Source organism: Pseudomonas avellanae BPIC 631 (assembly GCF_000444135.1).
In the GTDB taxonomy this organism is placed as follows: domain Bacteria; phylum Pseudomonadota; class Gammaproteobacteria; order Pseudomonadales; family Pseudomonadaceae; genus Aquipseudomonas; species Aquipseudomonas avellanae.
The window spans coordinates 1-20,553 of sequence record NZ_ATDK01000370.1; the positions used below are offsets into that span (position 1 = coordinate 1).

Below are 20,553 nucleotides of genomic sequence, written 5' to 3' on the forward strand. Positions count from 1 at the left end.
CGCAATCGGCGTCGTCAGTGCCATCGTGATAAAAAAGCGCTTTTGTTTATGTGCAGTGACGATGGGCAAGGCATGACGTTGTGTTGCAGCATAGGTGTGATGCGTAGCAGTCCGGAACTGCATGCCTTGCGTGACAATCCATGTGACGCAGAAAACAAAAAACCCCGAGCATTTCGGCTCGGGGTTTTGGTGTGCAGCGTCGCCGATCAGTGGCTCACGCGGCTCGTGCCGTTGACGCTCATGATGCGTACGCGTTCGCCGACCCGGAAAATCTCGTTTTCCTGAACCTGCTGCACGTAGGCACGCATGCTGCCGTCATCTTCACGCACGGTGATTTCAACACCTTGCGTGCGGGTCAGGCCTTCTTCGGTCGCCGAACCCAGCAGACCACCTGCCACCGCGCCGATCACTGCAGCCACGACGCTACCGCGACCGCCACCGATGGCGCTGCCGCCAACGCCGCCGACGACCGCACCCGCAACACCGCCGATTGGCGTCTTGGTGCCTTCGATCTTGACCGGACGCAAGGATTCGATGGTGCCCATGCGGACAGTCTGTACAGTCCTGGCCTCATCGCGGGAATAGGAATCGCCGGTCAGATTTGAGGTACAGCCGCCCAGCATCAACGCCATCGCAGTGAACGAAGCAACCAGAAGAGCAGACTTGCGCATAAAAGGAATCTCCAGAGGAACCAGTGGCCATTAGACTACCCGACAACGATGCTGTCACGGCCCCGGTCCTGCAATTTAAGTTCATTCAGGCGTCATACAGCGACGGCCTGTCTAACGCTCAGACGGCTGAGCAGGCGAATAATTCAATCAGGGGGCAAGACGCTCGCGTGCCCATTTGGCGTTTATCAAACGATAGTTCAAACGGTCGTGAAGGCGACTGGATCTTCCCTGCCAAAACTCGATTCGCTCGGGCAAAAGACGGTAGCCACCCCAGTGCTCGGGGCAGTGTGGCTGGGTGTCTGCGAAGCGTTGTTCCGTCTGTCTGATCAAGCCTTCCAGCTCCTCGCGATCGGCAATCACCCGGCTTTGCGGCGATGCCCATGCGCCAAGACGACTGCCCAACGGGCGCACCTGATAATAAGCGTCGGACTCCTGAGCGCTGACCTTCTCGACCCGGCCTTCAATACGCACCTGACGCTCCAGCGCTGGCCAGAAGAAAGTCATGGCCGCGAATGGGTGTGCGGCCAATTGCTGGCCCTTGGCGCTTTCGTAGTTGGTGAAGAAGGTGAAGCCCTGAGCATCGAGCCCCTTGAGCAACAAAACCCGGCAATGGGGGCGTCCGTCCTCATCGACGGTGGCCAGGGTCATGGCGTTGGCCTCGACCGGTGGTTGCTCGGTCTTCACTGCTTCTTCAAACCAGGTGTGGAACAGCGCAAACGGCTCTTGCGGCGACTGCGCTTCAGTCAAACCGTCGCGCGTGTAATCACGGCGCATGTCGGCCAGGGTTTGAGTCATGGTTTCATTCCTGCGCAGATATCATGAACGTTAGCTAACTCTCGTTACGAGGCTCGGCGCTCGTCGTTATCACACATTCGTTTTTGAATCTGGCCGAAGGCCGTGGGAGCGAACTTGTTCGCGAAGGCTATGTTGTGGGCGATAAATCATTGGTGAATGTAAGGCCCTCTTCGCGAACAAGTTCGCTCCCACGCCCTACGGGCAGAAGCCTGAAAGCCTTGTTTCTCAGGCTATTCAGGACCCGTGCACAACGCAAAGCGTGGAGACGAAAGTCGTTGAGGTACACAGGCCTCAGTTACTGGCCTGGCTGTTATCTTTCTTGGCAGGCGCCTTGGCCGGGGCTTTGGTGGCTGCTGGCTTTTTAGCCGCTGCGGTGGTCTTGGCAGGCGCAGCCTTTTTGGCAGTGCTGGCCTTGGCCGGCGCTTTCCTGGCAGTGTCTTTCTTCGCCACAGCGGCTTTCTTGGCAGGCGCGGCAGCAGGTGCTGGCGCTACTGGCTTGACGTCCTGGGTGGCAACCATGACGGGGGCAACCGGCGGCAGCGCATAACGGGCCATCAGGGCGCGCATGGTGTCCTGCGGCGTCATGAGAATCTCGACACGGCGATTGAGCGCACGGCCTTCAAGGCTGTCGTTGGCTGCACGCGGCATGACCGCGCCCATGCCACGCTGGCTCAGGCGGTTACGCTCCAGACCACTAAGGCGGAAGATCGCGGCAACGGATTGCGCACGCTCCTGGCTGATCTTCTGGTTACCTTCGGTAGGGCCTGAAGTGTCAGCGTGGCCGAGGATAAGCACTGCGGTCTTCTGATCACCTTCGACCACCTTGGCCAGACGGGTGATCGGGCCCAGCGTGTTGGGCAGCAACATGGCCGGGCGGTCCGGGTTGAAAGAGCTGTCGACCGGTGCAGTGATCGCCAGCAGGTCTTCGCGACGTTCCAGCTGGAATGGGCTGTCCTTGATGGCAGCGCGCAGACGCGGCTCATATTCGTCCAGCCAGGCCTGGGTCACTTTAGGATCGGGCATCGGCAGTGCTTTAGGCTCGTCCTTCTTGCCTTCGGCGCCAAACGGCCACCACCACTTGGTATCGGTCTCCGACTTGGCAACCATCGCAGGCGCAGCAGGCTTGTCTGCCGACTTGCTGGCAAGGGCATCAGGCTTTGCTTGCGCGTTGTCGTTGGAGCCAAACGGCCAGTACCACGGGCCGCTGCTTTCAGCGCCAGCCGCAGGGGCCGGTGTTGCAGCAGCCTTGGCCACCGGAGCGGGAGCGGGAGCGGGAGCGGGAGCCGGTGCGGGCGCCTTCACAGCAGTGCCGGCATCGGAAGACTCGCTGCCAGAACCGAACTGCCACCAATGGCCTCCGGTTGCAGCAGAGTCGGACTGAGGGGTTTGAGCACAGCCAGTAACAGCGATGCACAGAGCGAGAACGAGGCTTTTATTGGACGACATGGATGACCCGCAACGGTTTTGATCAGACAGAAGGACGTAACTACGCCGGTATAACATGCATAAAGATGCAGTTGGAAAAAGAAACCGTCGTACGGTTCCTGTTACAGCCATTTAACTGACAGTCGGTATGAAACAAGCACTTATGGCCGATACCTACTGCAAACACTCACGCAGCACGCCAACCAGTTTCTGCGCGCGAGGGTCCATCAGAATGTAGGGGCCCAGGGTGTTGGTGACAAAGCCAAACGCCACGTCGTAATCCGGATCGGCAAAGCCCACTGAACCGCCCGCGCCCGGATGACCAAATGCCTTGGGGCCCAGACCGAACGTGGCGTTGGGCTCCGCTGGCTGGTCAAGCATGCAACCCAGCCCCAGGCGGGTCGAGGTCAACAGGGTCTTGTCCTGACCGAGGCTGTGCTCTCGGGTCAGTTCATTGAGCATGTCAGCTTCAAGCAGGCTGCCATCCAGCAAGCCGTTATAGAAACCTGCCAGGCTGCGCGCATTGCCATGGCCGTTGGCCGCCGGCTGCTGCATGCGCCGCCATTCCGGCTTGTTGGTGCTGGTCATGATCGACGGCGGGTTGGTGAACGCCTTGGCGGTGATGGACGCAGGCTCGCGCATCGTCGCTTGCAGTACGCGTTGCGCGGCAGCGTCGCCCGCATTGCCCTTGCCGCGCGCAATATGCGCGACGCGATAAAACTGCTCATCTGCCAGACCGACATGAAAATCCAGCCCCAGCGGACGCGAGATACGCGCAGCAATGGACTCGCCTGGCCCGCGCCCGTCGGCACGGCGCAGCATCTCGCCCACCAGCCAGCCGTAGGTGATCGCCGCGTAACCGTGGCCCTGACCCGGCGTCCACCACGGCTCTTCAGCTGCCAGCGCTGCCGTCATGGTGTCCCATTGGTAAAGCGCTTCTGCAGGCAGTGGCTCGCGCAGCGCGGGCAAACCCGCCTGATGGCAGAGCAATTGACGTAAGGTGATCGAAGCCTTGCCGGCAACGGCGAATTCGGGCCAAAGCCTGGCCACGGGTTCGTCCAGCTTCAGCTTGCCCTCTTCGACCAGCTGCAATACCGCCACGCTGGTGAAGGTCTTGGTGCAGGAGAACAGGTTGGCGATGGTATCGGTATGCCACGCCTCAGCACCGTCCTTGTCGGCCGTGCCCGCCCAAAGATCGACCACCGTCTGGCCACCGACCTGAATGCACAAGGCAGCGCCACGTTCCTGAGGATCGTCAAAAAGCGCCGCAAAGGCTTCACGCACCGCTTCGAATTGAAGTTCGTAATGACCCTGGATCTGCAACGGCGGACTCCTGACTGACGGTACTGGGCCTGATCACAGGCCGAATGGGCGCATATTGTTCCAGCGATCGGTCGCTTTGGGAACAGACCTGAGGCAACCGACAGCTGTTATTCAGGAAATCTCGCGGCGGAACGGCGGCAACGCGTTAAGAATCGCCTTGCCGTAACGCTGGGTGACGACGCGCCTGTCCAGCAGCGTAATGGTGCCGCGGTCTTCTTCGGTGCGCAGCAACCGGCCACAGGCCTGCACCAGACGCAACGACGCATCGGGCACGGCGATTTCCATGAACGGGTTACCGCCACGCGCCTCGATCCACTCGGCCAGCGCCGCCTCGACCGGGTCGTCCGGCACTGCAAACGGAATCTTGGCGATTACCACGTGCTCGCAATATGCACCGGGCAAGTCCACCCCTTCGGCAAAACTGGCAAGCCCGAACAGCACGCTGGACTCGCCACTGTCGACTCGTGCCTTGTGCTTGTTCAGCGTCTCCTGTTTGGACAGATTGCCCTGAATGAACACTTGCTTGCGCCAGTCGCGGTCCAGGCCGTCGAAAACGTCCTGCATCTGCTTGCGCGACGAATACAGCACCAGTGTGCCTCGCGAACCTTCGACCAGACCGGGCAGGTCACGAATGATCGCGGCGGTATGGGCCACCGAGTCACGCGGGTCGGCCTTGAGGTCCGGCACCCGCAGCACGCCAGCGTCGGCGTGGTGGAACGGGCTGGGCACCACCGCCGTCACGGCACATTTCGGCAGGCCAGCACGCATGCGGTAACGGTCGAACTTGCCCAGTGCGGTCAGGGTGGCCGAGGTCACGAGCGCACCGTAGGCGATGTTCCACAGGTTACGGCGCAGCATCTCGGCGGCTAGAATCGGGCTGGCGTTGACCTCGATATCGAACAATGCGCCGCTGTCGGCCAGGGTCAGCCAGCGTGCCATCGGCGGGCTGTCTTCCGGGTCTTCGGCGGTGAATGCCGTCCACAGCTCCCAGTTGCCGTGGGCTCGGGCCAACAGGCTGCCGAACAACGGGTACCACTCTTCAGCCTGATGGCTGGCGATGCCAATGTTGACCTCGCCGTCCATGCCTTCTTTAAGCAGTTCAGTCAGGCGCGTGAACAGATCGTCCAGACGGGCGAAACCCTTTTTCAATTCGATGCCCATCTCGCGGATGTGCTCGGGGATCACTCCACCGATAAATCGATGCCGAGGCCGTTCACGGCCTTGCATGTCTTCACCGGCGCGGAAATCCGCCAGTTGCTCGCAGGCACCGAACATGAACTGCTGATGGCCCTTGATCTCGCGGGCCAGCTCCGGCACTTGCTCGATCAGCTTGCCCAGGTCGCCAGGCAACGGGTGCTGGGCCAGCAGCTTGGCGAGGTTCTTGGCGGTCTGCTCAAGCCAGTCGGCGGTGGACTTCAAGCGGGTGTAATGGGCAAAGTGGCCGATGGCCTTATCTGGCAGGTGATGGCCTTCGTCGAACACGTACAGCGTGTCACGCGGGTCTGGCAATACTGCGCCACCGCCCAGCGCGAGGTCAGCCAGCACCATGTCATGGTTGGTGACGATCACGTCAACCTTGCCCATGCCTTCGCGCGCCTTATAAAAAGCGCACTGCTGGAAGTTGGGGCAATGACGATTGGTGCATTGGCTGTGATCGGTGGTCAGCCGCGCCCAGTCCTGGTCCGCGAGTTCCTGTGGCCAACTGTCCCGGTCACCGTCCCATTTGTTGCCCGCCAGCTTCTGCAACATGCTGGTGAACAGCTTCTGGCTGGCTTCATCGACCTCGATCTTTAAGCCTTCTTCCTCGAACAGCTGCGCGGTCGCGTTGGTCGCGTCACTCTCTTGCAGCAATGCGTCGAGTTTGGACAGGCACATGTAACGGCCGCGGCCCTTGGCCAGCGAAAAGGTGAAGTTCAGACCGCTGTTGCGCATCAGGTCCGGCAGGTCCTTGTAGACGATCTGCTCTTGCAGCGCGACGGTTGCCGTAGCGATCACCAGCCGCTTGCCCGCCGCCTTGGCAGTGGGAATTGCCGCGATGGCGTAGGCCACGGTCTTGCCGGTGCCCGTCCCGGCCTCGACAGCCACGACCGCAGGGTCGCCCGAACGACGCCCCTCTTCATCGGTATCAATGTCCCCCAGCACCTTGGCGACTTCAGCGATCATCAATCGCTGGCCATAGCGCGGCTTGAGGCTTTTGGCTTCGAGGAAACGCGAGTAAGCGCCCTGGATCTGGGTTTTGAGTTCGGTACTGATCATTGGCTTCGGTTCGGGGGCACGGCTAAAAAGGCTGGATAAATTTTCAGTGGTTCTGAGTGAGCGCTATCATAGCGCGCTAAATCCATCCGCGCAGAACGGAGTGTCCGATGACCGCTTTTTCCACTGTTTATACGCTGCATGTGCTGGCTGCTCTGGTCTGGGTGGGCGGAATGTTTTTCGCCTGGATGGTCTTGCGTCCAGCAGTCATTGCAGCACTTGAAGGCCCTGCCCGCTTGAAAGTGTGGGTCCAGGTGTTTCCACGCTTCTTCATCTGGGTCTGGGCGGCCGTGATCGTGCTGCCTGTCACCGGCATCGGCATGATCCAGCTGAACTTCACCGGTTTTGAAACCGCGCCGCGCTACGTGCAGATCATGATGGGCCTGTACGTGGTAATGGTTGCGCTGTTCTTGCGTATCCATTCATTGCAGTTGCCAGAACTGCGTCGCGCGGTGGACGCCGAACAATGGGCCGAAGGCGCAGCAGCACTTGGCCATATCCGTCGGCTGGTCGGCATCAATCTGATCATCGGCCTGGCCGTGGTCGCGCTGGCAGCGGCGCGTCCGGTGTTTTGAGGCGAAACGGAACATCACAGGGCACGGGAGGTGATACCGCGCACAGCTTGTGAACAGATTCCTGCCCGATCGGTCATCTTCCTCGGCCTATATCCAGCCTGTTCAAGACCTTGAAACTCTTTGGCATGCGCTGTGCAAACGTTTGCGATCAGCCGTCAGCGACCAGCAATACGCGATTGACAGTGCGCGATCATAAAAAGGAGTTTCAATGCCAAAGCAGTTTTTCACCCAGCCCGCAGCCCCCTGCAACGTCATGATTCCATTGCTGCTCGCAGCAGTTGCTGCACTGCCCTGCAGCGTGGCATTGGCGCAGCCGGCGAGCGCGGAAGATTCCGCGCAGGGCGAAGCGCTCAGCCCCCCCGCATCGCCCAAGGAAGGCAAAGGCGCGTACTTTTCAGACTGGTTCAATCAGGACCTGACGCTGATCGGCAGCAAGGACATCAGTTTCGGCCCCAAGCCCAACGATGACATCTACCTGGAGTACGAGTACTTCGGCCGCAAAGGGCCGTTTGAGCTGTACGGCTATGTGGATGTGCCGAAAATCCTCGGCATCGGCAACGATAATGACAAAGGCGTCTGGGATCATGGCTCGCCACTGTTCATGGAGCACGAGCCGCGTATTTCCATCGACTATCTGGCCGGGCGCAGCCTGGCGGTCGGGCCGTTCAAGGAATGGTATGTTGCCTTTGACTGGATCTACGACCACGGCAGCAACTCGGCCAACCGCGCCAACACGCTGTACAGCGGCTTGGGCACGGACATCGACACCCATTCGCGGGTCAATCTGTCGGCCAACTTCTACGGCCGCTACCAGTGGGAAAACTACGGCGCCAGCAACGAGTATTCGTGGGACGGCTACCGTGCCCAGCTCAAATACATCGTACCGATCAGCACATTCGACAACGGCGCATCGCTGACCTACATCGGCTTTACCAACTTCGACTTTGGTTCGGACCTCAAGAACGATCCGGCGCGCACCGGCAACTCCACGGTTGCCACCAACGTGCTGCTTTACGCTTTTACTCACCTGCGCTTCACGTTGGTAGGCCGTTACTTCCACAACGGCGGCAACTGGCAGGACGGCAGTGAACTCAACTTCGGCGACGGCAACTTCCGGGCGCGCTCGGACGGCTGGGGTTATTACGCAGGCGTGGGTTATCAGTTCTGAATTTGATTTTGACGACAGGAGTTTTCATGAAACACATTACTCGCAATGCTCTCTGCGCCACGCTGGCCCTGCTCAGCCCAGGCATCTGGGCGGCCACTGCGCCGGTTACGCCGGTCACGCCCAAAGTGATGCTGATCGCCATGTTCGCCCCCGAAGCGCAGAACTGGATCGATCGCCTGCACCTGACCAAAGAGGTTCAGGTGCCGGGGCTGGCAGCCGACTACCCGGCCATCCGCTGCAATGAGCAGGACGTCTGCCTGCTGGTCACCGGCATGGGCCAGACCAATGCGGCGGCTTCGACGCTGGCGCTGGCGTTATCGCCGCAGTTCGACCTGCGCAAGACCTATTTCATCGTTGCCGGTATTGCCGGTATCAACCCGCATCACGGCTCTCTGGGCACCACCGCGTGGGCGCATTATCTGGTGGAGTTCGGCACCCAGTGGGAAATCGATTCCCGCGACGTACCCAAGGACTGGCCGACCGGTTATCTGGGCATCAACACCAAAGGCCCGAACGAAAAGCCGCCATTGGACTACAAGACCGAAGTCTTCGAGCTGAACCCCAAGCTTCAGGCCAAGGCGTTCGCCCTGTCGCAGAAGGTCGTGCTCAGCGAGAGCAAGGAATCGGCGGCCTGGCGCGTCAAATACCCTTATGCGCCTGCCAATCAGCCACCGCAAGTCACCCAGTGCGACACGCTGGCGGGTAATACGTGGTTTTCCGGGACGCGCCTGAGTGAGCGGGCGGAAGTCTGGACCAAGCTGCTGACCGACGGCAAAGGCGTGTATTGCACCACCCAGCAGGAGGACAATTCCACGTACGAAGCCCTGTTGCGCGCCAGCAAGGCGGGCAAGGTGGATGTCAATCGTCTCGCCGTGGTGCGCGCGGGCTCGGACTTTGATCGTCCGTATCCGGGTTACAGCGAGGTGGACAACCTGCTCAAGTATGCCGATCAGGGTGCGTTCGTACCGGCACTGGAAAACCTGTACCGCACGGGCAACCCGCTGGTGCAAGCGATTGTGGGCGACTGGAAGAACTGGGAGAAAGGCGTGCCGCAATAAGCGCGCTGCTGCGATGAACGTCCGGCTCAGGCGTTGCGCCTGAGCCGGACGGGCTTTTGAAGCTTACAGCGCTTGAAAGTTGCGGCGGTTGAGGATTACAAGCGCTGCAGGATCAGACTGCCCGCAGGCCCCGCCACACCGGGCAGACCGGCCTCACCTGCTCTGCCGGCCTTGCCGCCATCTGCGCGGTAAACGATGCAGCCTTTGGATGCGCCGCCTTTGCCGGCCTTGCCTCCTTCGCCACCCTTGCCTGCCGCGCCACCGGCGACATTGACTTTGATGCGCTCGGCGGGAAAGCTCTGTGGCAGCTCCAGACGAACCTGCTGCCCCGTCGCGGCCGTTGCCGCCGCTGTCACCGTTGTAACCACGCCCGCCCTGCCCCCACATGCATCCCGGCTCTTCGCCAGTACCGCCATCGAGCCCTGCATACCCCGGGCTGCCCGCACCGCCGCGTGCGTCAATCGACAACTCTTCGGCATTCAGGCTCTGCAAACGCAGGCTCAGGTTGCGCCCAGGCAGCGCCAGTTTCTCGAACGTGCCCGGAGCGCCTCGTGCCGTGATCTGGCTACCGGTGCCGAATTCACCTTTGAGCACGACCAGATTGAACGCTTGCACGCCGGGTACGATAGCAATGCGCGCTTCGTGGCCCAGCACCAGTTCGCCGATTTTCACGTCATCGATACCGGCGGGGATCAGCAAGGTGCCGTAATCGGACACCTCAAGGCGCTCGACCTGCAGCACGCTGCTGTTGCCTGGCAGGCGCATGAGCGAATGCGGCGCAACGATAATGGTCTGGGCCAGGGCCAATGGGCTGAACAGTGCCGCCAGCAGAACGAGCTTACGCATGGGAGTGCCTTGCAGCCGAGCGGCTGATGGATTGAACATGGAAGATGCCGAACAGGATTATCTTGCCCCGGTCGCGCCACGGATGCCTGCGACCGCGCAGGCTGCCGTTGAACAGAAACAGTTCCAGCAGGTGAGTCAACAACAGTACGGCGCCCGCCATGTCGATCATCACGCCGAACGGGCTGGGCGCTTCAATGACCGCATTGATCAGCACCACCAGCCAGAAGCCCAGCATCAAGATCTTTCCCAGCCCCCAAAACAGCTTCATTGCCTGACCCCTTGTGATATCCGTTACGAACGCGAAGTCTTTGCACGCTTTTCGTCGCCGCACAGTAGACGTGCTGTTCAGCGAATATGCCAGCGGTGTATTAAAAAAGATCAAGCATAGATCGTTGCCGCGCCGGTGTGATGCGATCTCGGGTGACTGACTGCTGTTCAGGGCCGGTTCGGCAGGCTAGTCTTGTCAGTCAACCAGAGGACTTTCGATGACTGTCGGCTACTCAACCCGCACGCCCCAGCAAGCGCTGGCCGCGCTGCTCGACCGTTACGCTCCCGAGCGCCTGCTGTTGATCGGGGCGCAGGCGTTTCCTGCGCTGCAAGCCTTTCAGGACGCGCACCCGCAGACCGAGGTGGCGCTGGCCGAGCCCGGCACCCTGCCCGCGCATCTGGCCGCACAACGATTCGACCTGGCGCTGGTGGTCGATTGCCTCGAGCATATCCCCAAGCGCACCGGCCTGGAACTGCTGGGCGGCATCCGCAACCTCAACGCCAGCCGCATCGCGGTGCTGGCCGATTTGCAGGCCTGCGGTTGGCAGGAGACCGACTTTTTCTCGCTGGCCCTGCAATCCAGCGAACGCTTCGCGCGCGATGATCAGGTGCTGAACCTGTTTACCTACGACTTGCGCGAGTACAAACAGGTGCCCGACTGGCTGAACGCAAAATATTGGGCCAACCCGGAGAACTTTGGAAAATACTGGTGGTGAATCATGAGTAGTGCTATTTGCCCCTGCGGCAGTGGCGACCTTTTACTGGCCTGCTGCGGTCATTATCACGCCGGCCAGCCTGCGCCGTGCGCGGAGAAACTGATGCGTTCGCGTTACAGCGCGTACGTGCTGGGGCTGACGGATTATCTGGTGCAGACCACATTGCCGGTGCAGCAAGCCGCGCTGGACCGTGAAGCCATCGCACAATGGAGCGCGCAAAGCACTTGGCTGGGGCTTGAAGTGGAAAGCGCGGAGGTATTCGGCGGCAAACCCGAACACGCCTTCGTGACGTTTACTGCCCGCTGGCACGATGGCAATGGCGAACACAGCCACAAGGAACGCTCATCGTTTGTGCAGAATCAGGGCCATTGGTACTTCATCGACTCCACCGTCCCGCTCAAGGCCGGCCGCAATGACGGTTGTCCGTGTGGCAGCGAGCAGAAATTCAAGAAATGCTGTTCGGCTTATGTGGTTTGAGACAGTCGAGATTATCGTTCCTCACGCTCCAGCGTGGGAATGCCGTGCGTGACGCTCTGCGTCACAAATCTGCGCCGCACCGCACACTCAAGACCGGACGCAGAGCGTCCAGAACGGCATGCGACGCAGAGCGTCGCACGATAGTCAAGGTTACGCTCCGGTGGACACAAGCCGACCTCAGAACTCCAATTGCGTCGAGAACGCGACGGTGCGCGGGTCGCCCAGGTAGCTGCTATTGAGCCAGTATTCCTTGTTGGCCAGGTTGCTGACGTTGACCCGCAACGTCAGGTCGTTTTCCGAGACGCGCAGGCGGTAGCGCGCGCCGGCGTCGAAGGTGGTGAAGGACGGCAGGTCGTTCTCGTTGCTTTGGTCGGTGTATTGCTTGCCGGTAAAGAACGCGCCGCCGGTCATGGCCAGGCCCGGCATCTGGTTGATGTCGTATTCGGCATAGACCTTGGCCAGTTGCTTGGCGACGTTGGTGGGTACGTTACCTTCATTCGCTGACACGCCGGTTTTCTTGATCTTGGGGTCCAGCAAGGTGAAGCCGCCGACCAGCGTCAGTTCCGGAATGACTTTGCCGGTCACGCTGAACTCCAGCCCGTTGTTTTCCTGACGCCCGTCCACCACGTAAACATTGCCGCCGGTAGTGTAGGCGTTGGGCTTCTCGATGTTGAACAGCGCAAGAGTGAACAGTGTTTCGCCCAGCGTCGCCTTGGCGCCGATTTCGTACTGCTCGCTGACTTCAGGCGCAAAAGCCTGACCGGCATTGGCAGTGCCGCTTGGCGCGATGCCTCTGGATTGCAGGCCTTCTATATACGTCGCGTAGGTGGTCAGCCACGGCAGCGGTTTGTAGACCAGCGAGATATTCGGCGAGGTCTTGCTTTCGTTGTATTTGGTCTCGGTTTCAGCCGAACCGAATGCCTTGGCGTAAACGAACTCGTTGGCGTAGGTCTTGATCTGCGTGTTGGTCACACCAAGAATCGCCGACCACTGCTCGTTGAAGGTGATGACGTCGCCGATCAGGAAGTTGTTGCTCTGCGTGCTATTGGCCAGGCGCTGGTTGCCGTGACCAATCGAGTAGGACGGCTTGCCGACCTGGGGCGTCTGGTCCAGCGGGATCGTGCCGACCGGCGAGGTGTATTGCGGGCCGGGCTGAGCAGGCGTGTACGGAACGTGGTCCTCGTACTGTTTCTGGCGAGACGTATTGCCCTGATAACCAAAGGTGACTTTGTGGCCAAGAAACCCGGTATCGAATGCAGCATCCAGAAACAGCGAGCCGGTCTTTTCTTCGGTCTCAATCGGTGCAAAAGCGTACAGCGGCTGCGAGTACACGCCTGCGCTGGAGACCGTCGGCCCGGTGTAGGTGTTTTCCGACGTGTACTGCTGGGCGGCAAACGCTGCGCGCAAGGTGAAGGTGTCGTTCAGACGCCATTTGGCGCGAACGCCGGCCTTGTCTGACTCGTAATCGGAAAACGACCATTTCTGGCTGTAGAGCTTGTCGTTGTCCAGCGAGGCCGCACTGGGGCGCAAGGACTGGTCGTTGAAATACCAGTAACTGGTCAGGCCGCGAATCTGGGTTTTCTTGTGCGAGGCGTCGAACTGCACCAGCAGGTCATCGGAGACATTCCAGTCCAGCGCCAGGGAAATCATTTCACGACGGCGCTTGTTCATATCAACGGCGGTTTCGCCGTCCTGGGTCAGCACGTTGAGGCGATAGGCGAATTTGCCTTCACTGTCGATCGGCCCGCCGAAATCACCATGCAGGTAGTAGTTTTCGCCACCGGCATTGCCCAGGGTGACGCTGTTGTAGCGCTCATAGGTGGGACGTTTGATGACGTAGTTGACCAGCCCGCCCGGCGAGGCCGGGCCGTACAGGAAGCCGGTCAGGCCGGTGATGACTTCCAGTTGCTCCATCTCTTCAATGTAGTTGCTGCCATCGGCACCGTTGGTAAAGCGCAGGCCGTCATTGGCGATGTTCAGGCTGCCAGAACTGCTGAAACCGCGAATATTGACGGCACTGGCGTAACCGGCGCTGGTCGGCGAGTACATCTGAGTGAACGGGTTGTGCTTGATGACATCGTCCAGCGAGGTGGCTTGAATGTTTTTCAGCAAAGCCCGAGGTGTCACGCTGATGGAATAAGGCGCGTCCTGCAGCTTCATGCCGCCCAGCGCGCCGACACTGCTGATGTTTTCGCTGCGATAACCTGCCGCTTCGGAACCTTCGACAGGCGCGCTGCTGGCGTTGATATTGACGTCCGACAGGTTCAGGGCGTTCTGCTCCATGACCATCAGCGTGTAAGTCCCGACGCTGCTTTGCACCAATTGCAAGCCACTGCCACGCAACACTTCCCGCAGGGCACCCGGCGCATCGAAACTGCCCTTCACCGGCGAGCTCGTTTTGCCGGCGACCAGTGCAGGATCAAGGCTCAGTGCGAGGCCACTTTGGCTGGCGATCTGATTCAATGTGGTCGGCAAGGCCCCTGCAGGCAGGTCGTAGGCAACAACGCTGGTCTGTTGCGCAGCCATCAGCAGCGGGCTGGCCAGCGGCGTGCACAGGGCAATCGCCATGGCCAGAAGACTGGGGCGCAGAAGGGTGTCTAACGAGCGGGACATCGGGCAACTCCTGGTGGACTATTTCTCAATGCCTGTTAGCCGAGCGAACTGTCGAAAGTAACAGGGCTGATTGAAAATAATTCCGTTTCAGGATTTCAGATGCCTGCTGGCATTATTCCGGGATGACCCGCAAATGCGAGGTGTCAGGTGGCGCCTTCGACACGGTCTGGACGGCTTGCCCCATGTCGCTGCCCGGCGGGGCCAGGCTCAATCGGGAGAGGTCAAGAAGCGGTGCCACGGGCTCAGGCTTGGCCTCAGACATATCGGCGCCCGTATCGGCCACCGAGTAATCCGGCGCGTCAACATCCGTGAAAGCGGCCATATAGGCATCGCGTGGTTTGATTTGCAGTCGGCCTGTACTGCCAGATGCCTTGCGCAGCCAGGTCGGCTCGTCAGGCGGCGGGGCCAGCTCAACTTCTTCCATGGGCGGCGGTACGTTCATTTCCAGCACCTGAACCACAGCGCCGGCCCGCTCCAGCGTGGCGCGATACTTCTCGGCCGTGGTGGCGTCGAGGTTGTTTTTCAGAACCAGTCGACGCCCCGAAAACAATAGCTCCAGGCGCTCGGCGTCAGCCTGGAACAGCTTGCCAAGATTGGCCCTGACCTTTTCGGGCTGGGCTCCAGCGACCAGTTCGGCGCTGAAGACAATTTCGTAGACATTCATGGAGACACCGATAAGCACGTCAGTAAAAGTATGGCGTAGCATCAGACAGCGCAACAAGCGCGTTACCCGTGACCCTTGAGTTGTTAGACTCAGGCGTCAAACGGAGCACATCCATGTTTTTTCAGGCGCACATTACAAGAATCATAAGCCTTGCGTTGGTCATGTTCGGGCTGAGTGGATGCTCGTACCTGAGTTTTGACCGCTTCGAGGATCCAGAAGTGCAGTTGTTGAAAGTCCAGGTGGTCAAGGCCAGGCTGACGCAACAGGATTTCAAGCTGTATTTCGAGGTCGACAATCCTAACGACTCCAGCCTGTTCGTACGAGGCCTGAACTACACGATCATGCTCAATGACGTGGTGCTCGCCGATGGCAAATCCAGCGACTGGTTTTTTGTCGACGGTCACAGCCAGAAAACCTTTGTGGTGCCCATCCGCACCAACCTCTGGGGGCACGCCAGGTACATCGCTCAATTGCTGAAGAAGCCCGATGAGCTGATCCACTACCGGCTTGAAGGCAAACTCAAGACCGGCATGGTCTTCAGGCACAGCGTGCGGATCGGCAAGTCTGGCGATGTGGCCCCGCACGAACTTATCCAGCACCGCAAATAGCCACCGACAACCACGCAGCTATCCACCCAGCTTGCCCTTGATCAGCTCCAGCAGAAACTTCCAGATATCCGCCGCCCACAAAGCGCGGTTGACAGCGGAGATCAACGCGGCGCCAAAAGAACCCAGCAGAAAACCGACGCCGGTGATGTTGCGAGGCTCTGCAACGCCCAGGTAATTGCTGGCGATACCGGTGAGAAACACGGCGCACGCCACCCCGGTCACCAGAAAAACCATCCATGCACGCCAGTCGAGCAGACCAGCCTTGTGCCACCAGCCCGAGATGATTGCGCCAACCAGACCGGCGACCAACCACTCGCCTCTGTCTGCCAAACCACTCAAGAGATCCATCAGTTCTGACTCCGTTCCAGAGATAACAGCTGTTCACGAACACAGAAAAACTCAGACACTGCGCGCCTGCCGTGTGGATGGCAGGGAAATAGGGAAGGATGTCATCCGGTCTGGCACTCGGGCTCGCCCTGCCCTTGGTCGCTTCCTTGCGAGTGAAGTGGGTCGATGATCTGGCGATAAATGGGGATGAAGACGTTAAATTTAAGCATGCTTAAAATATTAGTCAAGCAGGCTGCGTCAAATACCTCATGCGTTGTCTGTTTCAGTTATCGATATAGCGCTGCCAGCCGATTCTCACCGACCCGTCTCGTTGCCAGTCGACCTCAATGCCTTCGGTTTCGGAGATTTCCTGCAGCACTCTGTCCCAGCCTTCTCGAGCCTCGTCTTCCTGGCGCGTGACAATGACCCACTGGATCTTCTGCACGTCCGGTGCCGAGACCAGTCGCTGGATGCGCCTGCCGATTTGCTCGTAGGAACGCGACGCGCCGCGCACTGGATTGTTGATGTCGGCCATGACAACCTCTTCACGAAACTGTATATAGATACAGTATTCCGAGCGAAGGATCCCGGCAAGCGGATTGTAGGAGGCGTCCTACGCCATGTGCCGTCGGAAGGTTTGCGAAAGCCTTGTGGCGCAAGGCTCACAGCCTGCCGGTCATCCTCACGGCCACGCCGATAATGCGACAGTCGGCATCGCATTCGATCATCTTGTACGCCGGGTTAAGCGGCTTCAGATAGCGTGTACCGCCATCCTCGACCAGCTTCTTGAACGTCGCCTCGTTGCTGGCGGGCAGCTTGGCGATAACCAGCCTGCCGGGCTGAACGTCGGCCTCGGTGTCCACCAGGATCATCATGCCTTCCGGCACGCTGACGCCAGTGGGCGCGGTCATCGAATCGCCTTTGACTTCCAGCCAGAACGCCGGGCCTTTGGAGTCGTAATCGGAGATTTCATAGCGGTCGGAGAAGCCATCGGGATACGGCTGAACCGCCTCCTCCCACGACCCGGCAGACACCCAACTGATGACCGGGTAGCGAAAAGACATTTTCGGTTGATCGATCATCGCCACGTTGGCGTCGAACGCCTCCTTTTCAGTCCCTTCACCGATTGCCAGCCACTCGGCCCGAAAGCCGGTTGCGCGTGCCAGCGCATAAAGGTTTTCAGGCCGCAGGCTCTTGCTCTCGCCGCTGATCCACTGGGTAACGGCAGAATTGGCCACACCGCACTGGGCAGCGATCTCACCTTTTTTTCTGCCGCTGGCGGCAATGGCCTTGGCGATACGTTCGTGTCGGGTCATAGGATCGGCTCACGCTTTCAGGAAATACAAGAGCGCTGAAAAACGCCCGCCAAAAACTAAGCATACTTAAAAAACAGATCGAGTGCGAAAAAGAACTGACTGTTACTGCTCGGCACTGATTTGCGGGATAATGCTCGCCAGATTTTTATTGCAGATTTAACTGTGGAGTACACCCGATGAACCAGCAAGCCCATGTTCATGGCCCTGATTGCAACCACGATCACGACCACGATCATCACGACCACCAGCAGGGCCATGTCCACGGTCCGAACTGCGGTCACGCGCACCAGGAACCCGTGCGCAACACGTTGAAGGACGTGGGTCGCAACGATCCGTGCCCGTGCGGCAGCGACAAGAAATTCAAGAAATGCCACGGCGCGTGATACACAAATCCTGAAACGCCCACTGATTGGGCTTCTGCCCAAAGGGCTGTAGGAGCTTCAGGAGGTTACGACGGCTGCGATGGGCTGCGAAGCGGCCCTGAAACAGGTCAACCCGGTTGTGCCTGATAAACCGTACGCGCCGGCTTTGCTGCCGGTTCCCGGCAGTTCGCGGACAAGTCCGCTCCTACATACCTACCGGCATACCGGCAGATCGCGGAAAACGTGAAGCGTCGTCCGGTCAGCCTCCGTAAAATCCTGAAATAAACTCGTCCGTGCCGCTTGCGTACAGCCTGCCTGCTCTCTAACGTAGCGCCTTTTGTACGTTACCCCTCTTGGAGCTTGCCCATGGCCTCGCCAGCCCTTCGTCATTTTCTACCTCGATTCGGCGCTGCCGCTGCTGCGGCAAGCTTCCTGAGCCTTGCTGGCTGTCAGCTGGGCAGCGGTGATCCCGAGACTGTGCTGCCTGCTTCCGGGACGTTCCCGCTCAAAGGGCTGGCGCAGAATGTGTCCGTGCGCCGCAACAACATGGGCATGCCGCTCATAGAAAGCAGCACGTACCACGACGCCCTGTTCACGCTGGGTTACGTGCACGCCGGTGATCGCATCGGTCAGATGCTCGGCATGCGCCTGCTCGCGCAGGGCCGCTTGTCGGAAATGGCCGGAGCGGACGCGCTGGAAGTCGACCGGCTGATGCGCTCAGTGAATCTCAAGCAGAACGCCAGCGACCTGTATAACGCCGCTTCGCCGCGCCTCAAACGCTTCTTCGATGTCTACGCACGGGGCGTCAACGCCTACCTGTTCCGCTACCGCGACAAGCTGCCGGCCGATGTCGCCCGTTCGGGTTACACACCTGAGTACTGGAAGCCGGAAGACTCGGCGCTGATTTTCAGCCTGCTCAACTTCAGCCTGTCGGTGAACCTGCAAGAAGAATTGTCCGCGCTGGTGCTGGCGCAGAAAGTGGGGGCAGACAAACTCGCCTGGCTGCTGCCGACTTACCCTGACGAAGAACTGCCGTTTGCCGAAGCCGACAAGCTCAAGGGCCTTAACCTGAACAATCAGGTCACCGGCCTGAGCGATCTGAACAGGATAGCCTTGCAGCTCTCGGACCTGAACATGCTCGGCGTCGCCGCTTCAAGCAACTGGGCGATCGCGCCACAACGCAGCCGTAGCGGCAAAAGCCTGCTGGCCAGCGACATGCAACTGCCCGCCGGGCTGAACTCCGCCTGGAGCTTCGTGCAGATCCGTGCGCCGAAATATCAGGTGTCCGGGGCATCCATCGCCGGTCTGCCACTGGTCCTCAGCGGCTTCAACGGCAAGCTGGCGTGGAGCATGAGCAACGTCAAAGGCGACAATCAGGATCTGTTCCTTGAGAAGATCAAGCGCGAAGGCAACCGCGTCTCTTACATGGCGGATGGCAAGTGGGTGCCGGCAGCCTCTCACCAGGAAACCTTTCTGGTCAAAGGCGGTAGCCCGATTCGTGAAACGGTCTACGAGACGCGTCATGGCGCATTGCTCAATGCCAGCGCAACGCCGCCCGGCAATGGCTTGAGCCTGGCGCTGCAAGTGCCCAACTTCAAGGACGACAAGAGCCTGGATGCGTTCTTTGATCTGTCCCGTGCACCCAACGTCGAGAAGGCGTTCGATACCAGCCGCGAGATCCGTGCGATCACCCTGAACATGGTCTTCGCCGATGCCTCGAACATTGGCTGGCAAGTCACTGGCCGCTTCCCGAACCGTCGTGAAGGTCAGGGCCTGCTGCCTTCGCCGGGCTGGGACGGCAAATATGACTGGGACGGTTTTGCCGACTCGATGCTCCATCCTTATGATCAGGACCCGCGCCAGGGCTGGCTGGCAGCGGCCAACCAGCGCACGATTCCGAAAGGCTACGGCATGCAGCTTTCCAACTCGTGGGGCTACCCGGAGCGCGCCGAGCGTATCGCCGAGCTGGCCAACAGCGGCAAGCAGGACCTGCGCAGCACCGTCGCCATGCAATACGACCAGACCACGACGTTCGCGGCCAAACTCAAGACCATGTTCCAGGCGCCGGGCATGAGCAAGCCGCTCAAGCAGGCCATCGACGCCCTGCCGGAGGCTGATCGCAACAAGGCCCGCGAGGCGTTCACTCGCCTGATGGCGTTCGATGGCAAGCTCAGCGCCACATCGTCTGATGCTGCGTTGTACGAGCTGTTTCTGCAGGAAAGCGCCAAACAGATTTTCCTCGATGAACTGGGCCCCGAAACCAGCCCTGCCTGGCAGGCGCTGGTGGCCAATGCCAGTTCTTCGTATTCGCCGCAAGCAGACCATTTGCTGGGCCGTGATGACAGCCCGTATTGGGATGACGTCAAAACCCCGCAGAAAGAAGACAAGCCAACCATTTTGGCGCGCAGTCTGGCGGCGGCTGTCACCAGTGGCGACAGCCTGTTGGGTAGCGACCACAAGGCCTGGCAATGGGGCAAACTGCATCGCGACAACTGGACCTCGACCAACCCACTGGCCAGGCAGTTGGGCGGCGGTGAGTTCGACCGCAGCGCTACGGCGGCGGGCGGTGATCACACCACGCTGAATGTGTCCGGTTTCGAGTGGGGCAAAGGCTTCGATGCACGCGTGGCCCCTGGCCTGCGCATGATCGTCGATTTCAGCCTGGTGGAGCCGATGACCGGCATGATTAACACCGGCCAGTCCGGCAACCCTGCCAGCCCGTATTACGCCAACAGCATCGAGCCTTGGCAGAAAGGGCAATACATGTCGATCCCGCTGCAACAGCAGAACTACGAAAAAGGCTACGGCAAACAACGCCTGACGCTGACGCCGGGCAAGTAAAGCGCCGAAAACCAGACGCAGAGCGTCCAGAACGGCATACCCACGCGGAGCATGGGCACGATGGTGTTATCCCGAAAGCCTATCGTTCCCGCGCTCTAGCGGGCACTCCACGGAGCATGCTCCCGAACGCCTATCGTTCCCGCGCTCTGCGTGGGAATGCATTTCGTGACGCTCTGCGTCACACACCGGTTTTGCGATGTCAGTTGGATAGATGCAAGGCTCAAGTGTCCTTTTCGCCCCTCGGCGAC

The 20,553-nt window shown here is 60.0% G+C and carries 19 protein-coding genes and 1 pseudogene; 8 read left to right on the forward strand and 12 right to left on the reverse strand.

Annotated elements, in window-relative coordinates:
• Positions 1–206: 206 nt before the first annotated feature.
• The 5 genes from DW49_RS0122005 to dinG all read right to left on the reverse strand — a co-directional run bounded on the left by DW49_RS0122005 (position 207) and on the right by dinG (position 6,470).
• Positions 207–671 (reverse strand): outer membrane lipoprotein, encoded by a 465-nt coding sequence (locus DW49_RS0122005; RefSeq protein ID WP_003381490.1) that lies wholly within the window; start codon positions 669–671, stop codon positions 207–209.
• A 147-nt stretch (positions 672–818) separates the two neighbouring features.
• Positions 819–1,466 (reverse strand): pyridoxamine 5'-phosphate oxidase, encoded by a 648-nt coding sequence (gene pdxH / locus DW49_RS0122010; protein ID WP_005619975.1) that lies wholly within the window; start codon positions 1,464–1,466, stop codon positions 819–821.
• 291 nt (positions 1,467–1,757) lie between these two features.
• Positions 1,758–2,912 (reverse strand): OmpA family protein, encoded by a 1,155-nt coding sequence (locus DW49_RS0122015; RefSeq protein ID WP_024421402.1) that lies wholly within the window; start codon positions 2,910–2,912, stop codon positions 1,758–1,760.
• A gap of 153 nt (positions 2,913–3,065) precedes the next feature.
• On the reverse strand, positions 3,066–4,214 hold the full coding sequence (locus DW49_RS0122020) for a serine hydrolase domain-containing protein (protein WP_005619979.1): 1,149 nt from the start codon (positions 4,212–4,214) through the stop codon (positions 3,066–3,068).
• 111 nt (positions 4,215–4,325) lie between these two features.
• A complete protein-coding gene (dinG, locus tag DW49_RS0122025; protein WP_005619980.1) occupies positions 4,326–6,470 on the reverse strand; it encodes an ATP-dependent DNA helicase DinG in 2,145 nt (714 codons plus the stop codon).
• Positions 6,471–6,577: 107 nt separating this feature from the next.
• Here dinG and DW49_RS0122030 point away from each other — a divergent pair, with 107 nt between their 5' ends.
• From DW49_RS0122030 to DW49_RS0122040, 3 genes are all read left to right on the forward strand, one after another.
• A complete protein-coding gene (locus DW49_RS0122030) occupies positions 6,578–7,042 on the forward strand; it encodes a DUF2269 family protein (RefSeq protein ID WP_005619982.1) in 465 nt (154 codons plus the stop codon).
• A 208-nt stretch (positions 7,043–7,250) separates the two neighbouring features.
• On the forward strand, positions 7,251–8,210 hold the full coding sequence (locus DW49_RS0122035; protein ID WP_005619984.1) for a nucleoside-specific channel-forming protein Tsx: 960 nt from the start codon (positions 7,251–7,253) through the stop codon (positions 8,208–8,210).
• 26 nt (positions 8,211–8,236) lie between these two features.
• Entirely contained in the window at positions 8,237–9,268 is a 1,032-nt protein-coding gene (locus DW49_RS0122040; RefSeq protein WP_005619985.1) for a purine-nucleoside phosphorylase, read from the forward strand.
• A gap of 95 nt (positions 9,269–9,363) precedes the next feature.
• On the opposite strand, the pseudogene DW49_RS01000000128720 reads toward DW49_RS0122040, so the two are convergent.
• Together DW49_RS01000000128720 and DW49_RS0122050 are read right to left on the reverse strand one after the other, a co-directional pair.
• Positions 9,364–10,114, reverse strand: a pseudogene (locus DW49_RS01000000128720) (collagen-like protein).
• The gene (locus DW49_RS0122050; RefSeq protein ID WP_007247002.1) at positions 10,107–10,382 is read right to left on the reverse strand and encodes a DUF1145 domain-containing protein; all 276 of its coding nucleotides are present in this window, start codon (positions 10,380–10,382) and stop codon (positions 10,107–10,109) included. Before DW49_RS0122050 ends, DW49_RS01000000128720 begins: the two are co-directional and overlap by 8 nt.
• A 217-nt stretch (positions 10,383–10,599) precedes the next feature.
• On the opposite strand from DW49_RS0122050, the gene DW49_RS0122055 reads away from it, so the two are divergent.
• Entirely contained in the window at positions 10,600–11,097 is a 498-nt protein-coding gene (locus DW49_RS0122055; protein WP_003381502.1) for a DUF6231 family protein, read from the forward strand.
• A 3-nt stretch (positions 11,098–11,100) separates the two neighbouring features.
• The gene (locus DW49_RS0122060; RefSeq protein WP_003381504.1) at positions 11,101–11,574 is read left to right on the forward strand and encodes a YchJ family protein; all 474 of its coding nucleotides are present in this window, start codon (positions 11,101–11,103) and stop codon (positions 11,572–11,574) included.
• 177 nt (positions 11,575–11,751) lie between these two features.
• Here the strand turns inward: DW49_RS0122060 and DW49_RS0122065 are convergent, their stop codons facing one another.
• Positions 11,752–14,187, reverse strand: coding sequence for a TonB-dependent receptor (locus tag DW49_RS0122065; protein ID WP_024421403.1), 2,436 nt, complete (start codon positions 14,185–14,187; stop codon positions 11,752–11,754).
• 112 nt (positions 14,188–14,299) lie between these two features.
• The gene (locus tag DW49_RS0122070; protein WP_005619992.1) at positions 14,300–14,851 is read right to left on the reverse strand and encodes a hypothetical protein; all 552 of its coding nucleotides are present in this window, start codon (positions 14,849–14,851) and stop codon (positions 14,300–14,302) included.
• Between the two features lie 113 nt (positions 14,852–14,964).
• On the opposite strand from DW49_RS0122070, the gene DW49_RS0122075 reads away from it, so the two are divergent.
• Positions 14,965–15,459 carry an LEA/WHy family protein gene (locus DW49_RS0122075; RefSeq protein ID WP_005619993.1) on the forward strand — a complete coding sequence of 165 codons (495 nt, stop codon included), beginning with the start codon at positions 14,965–14,967 and terminating at the stop codon, positions 15,457–15,459.
• 18 nt (positions 15,460–15,477) lie between these two features.
• On the opposite strand, the gene DW49_RS0122080 is transcribed toward DW49_RS0122075, so the two are convergent.
• From DW49_RS0122080 to DW49_RS0122090, 3 genes are all read right to left on the reverse strand, one after another.
• The gene (locus tag DW49_RS0122080; RefSeq protein WP_024420877.1) at positions 15,478–15,807 is read right to left on the reverse strand and encodes a hypothetical protein; all 330 of its coding nucleotides are present in this window, start codon (positions 15,805–15,807) and stop codon (positions 15,478–15,480) included.
• Between the two features lie 262 nt (positions 15,808–16,069).
• Entirely contained in the window at positions 16,070–16,321 is a 252-nt protein-coding gene (locus tag DW49_RS0122085) for a DUF1654 domain-containing protein (RefSeq protein ID WP_005619996.1), read from the reverse strand.
• Positions 16,322–16,448: 127 nt separating this feature from the next.
• On the reverse strand, positions 16,449–17,102 hold the full coding sequence (locus tag DW49_RS0122090) for a LexA family protein (protein ID WP_005619997.1): 654 nt from the start codon (positions 17,100–17,102) through the stop codon (positions 16,449–16,451).
• Positions 17,103–17,278: 176 nt separating this feature from the next.
• Here DW49_RS0122090 and DW49_RS1000000130790 point away from each other — a divergent pair, with 176 nt between their 5' ends.
• Together DW49_RS1000000130790 and DW49_RS0122100 are read left to right on the forward strand one after the other, a co-directional pair.
• Positions 17,279–17,485, forward strand: coding sequence for an SEC-C metal-binding domain-containing protein (locus tag DW49_RS1000000130790; RefSeq protein ID WP_032607233.1), 207 nt, complete (start codon positions 17,279–17,281; stop codon positions 17,483–17,485).
• Positions 17,486–17,830: 345 nt separating this feature from the next.
• The gene (locus DW49_RS0122100; RefSeq protein ID WP_005619999.1) at positions 17,831–20,305 is read left to right on the forward strand and encodes a penicillin acylase family protein; all 2,475 of its coding nucleotides are present in this window, start codon (positions 17,831–17,833) and stop codon (positions 20,303–20,305) included.
• Positions 20,306–20,553: the final 248 nt, after the last annotated feature.

What these genes read in the sequence shown, in the direction of transcription:
- DW49_RS0122005 (WP_003381490.1), bottom strand. Translation starts at nt 671, where the DNA reads ATGCGCAAGTCTGCTCTTCTGGTTGCTTCGTTCACTGCGATGGCGTTG.
- pdxH (WP_005619975.1), bottom strand. Translation starts at nt 1,466, where the DNA reads ATGACTCAAACCCTGGCCGACATGCGCCGTGATTACACGCGCGACGGT.
- DW49_RS0122015 (WP_024421402.1), bottom strand. Translation starts at nt 2,912, where the DNA reads ATGTCGTCCAATAAAAGCCTCGTTCTCGCTCTGTGCATCGCTGTTACT.
- dinG (WP_005619980.1), bottom strand. Translation starts at nt 6,470, where the DNA reads ATGATCAGTACCGAACTCAAAACCCAGATCCAGGGCGCTTACTCGCGT.
- DW49_RS0122030 (WP_005619982.1), top strand. Translation starts at nt 6,578, where the DNA reads ATGACCGCTTTTTCCACTGTTTATACGCTGCATGTGCTGGCTGCTCTG.
- DW49_RS0122035 (WP_005619984.1), top strand. Translation starts at nt 7,251, where the DNA reads ATGCCAAAGCAGTTTTTCACCCAGCCCGCAGCCCCCTGCAACGTCATG.
- DW49_RS0122040 (WP_005619985.1), top strand. Translation starts at nt 8,237, where the DNA reads ATGAAACACATTACTCGCAATGCTCTCTGCGCCACGCTGGCCCTGCTC.
- DW49_RS0122050 (WP_007247002.1), bottom strand. Translation starts at nt 10,382, where the DNA reads ATGAAGCTGTTTTGGGGGCTGGGAAAGATCTTGATGCTGGGCTTCTGG.
- DW49_RS0122055 (WP_003381502.1), top strand. Translation starts at nt 10,600, where the DNA reads ATGACTGTCGGCTACTCAACCCGCACGCCCCAGCAAGCGCTGGCCGCG.
- DW49_RS0122060 (WP_003381504.1), top strand. Translation starts at nt 11,101, where the DNA reads ATGAGTAGTGCTATTTGCCCCTGCGGCAGTGGCGACCTTTTACTGGCC.
- DW49_RS0122065 (WP_024421403.1), bottom strand. Translation starts at nt 14,187, where the DNA reads ATGTCCCGCTCGTTAGACACCCTTCTGCGCCCCAGTCTTCTGGCCATG.
- DW49_RS0122070 (WP_005619992.1), bottom strand. Translation starts at nt 14,851, where the DNA reads ATGAATGTCTACGAAATTGTCTTCAGCGCCGAACTGGTCGCTGGAGCC.
- DW49_RS0122075 (WP_005619993.1), top strand. Translation starts at nt 14,965, where the DNA reads ATGTTTTTTCAGGCGCACATTACAAGAATCATAAGCCTTGCGTTGGTC.
- DW49_RS0122080 (WP_024420877.1), bottom strand. Translation starts at nt 15,807, where the DNA reads ATGGATCTCTTGAGTGGTTTGGCAGACAGAGGCGAGTGGTTGGTCGCC.
- DW49_RS0122085 (WP_005619996.1), bottom strand. Translation starts at nt 16,321, where the DNA reads ATGGCCGACATCAACAATCCAGTGCGCGGCGCGTCGCGTTCCTACGAG.
- DW49_RS0122090 (WP_005619997.1), bottom strand. Translation starts at nt 17,102, where the DNA reads ATGACCCGACACGAACGTATCGCCAAGGCCATTGCCGCCAGCGGCAGA.
- DW49_RS1000000130790 (WP_032607233.1), top strand. Translation starts at nt 17,279, where the DNA reads ATGAACCAGCAAGCCCATGTTCATGGCCCTGATTGCAACCACGATCAC.
- DW49_RS0122100 (WP_005619999.1), top strand. Translation starts at nt 17,831, where the DNA reads ATGGCCTCGCCAGCCCTTCGTCATTTTCTACCTCGATTCGGCGCTGCC.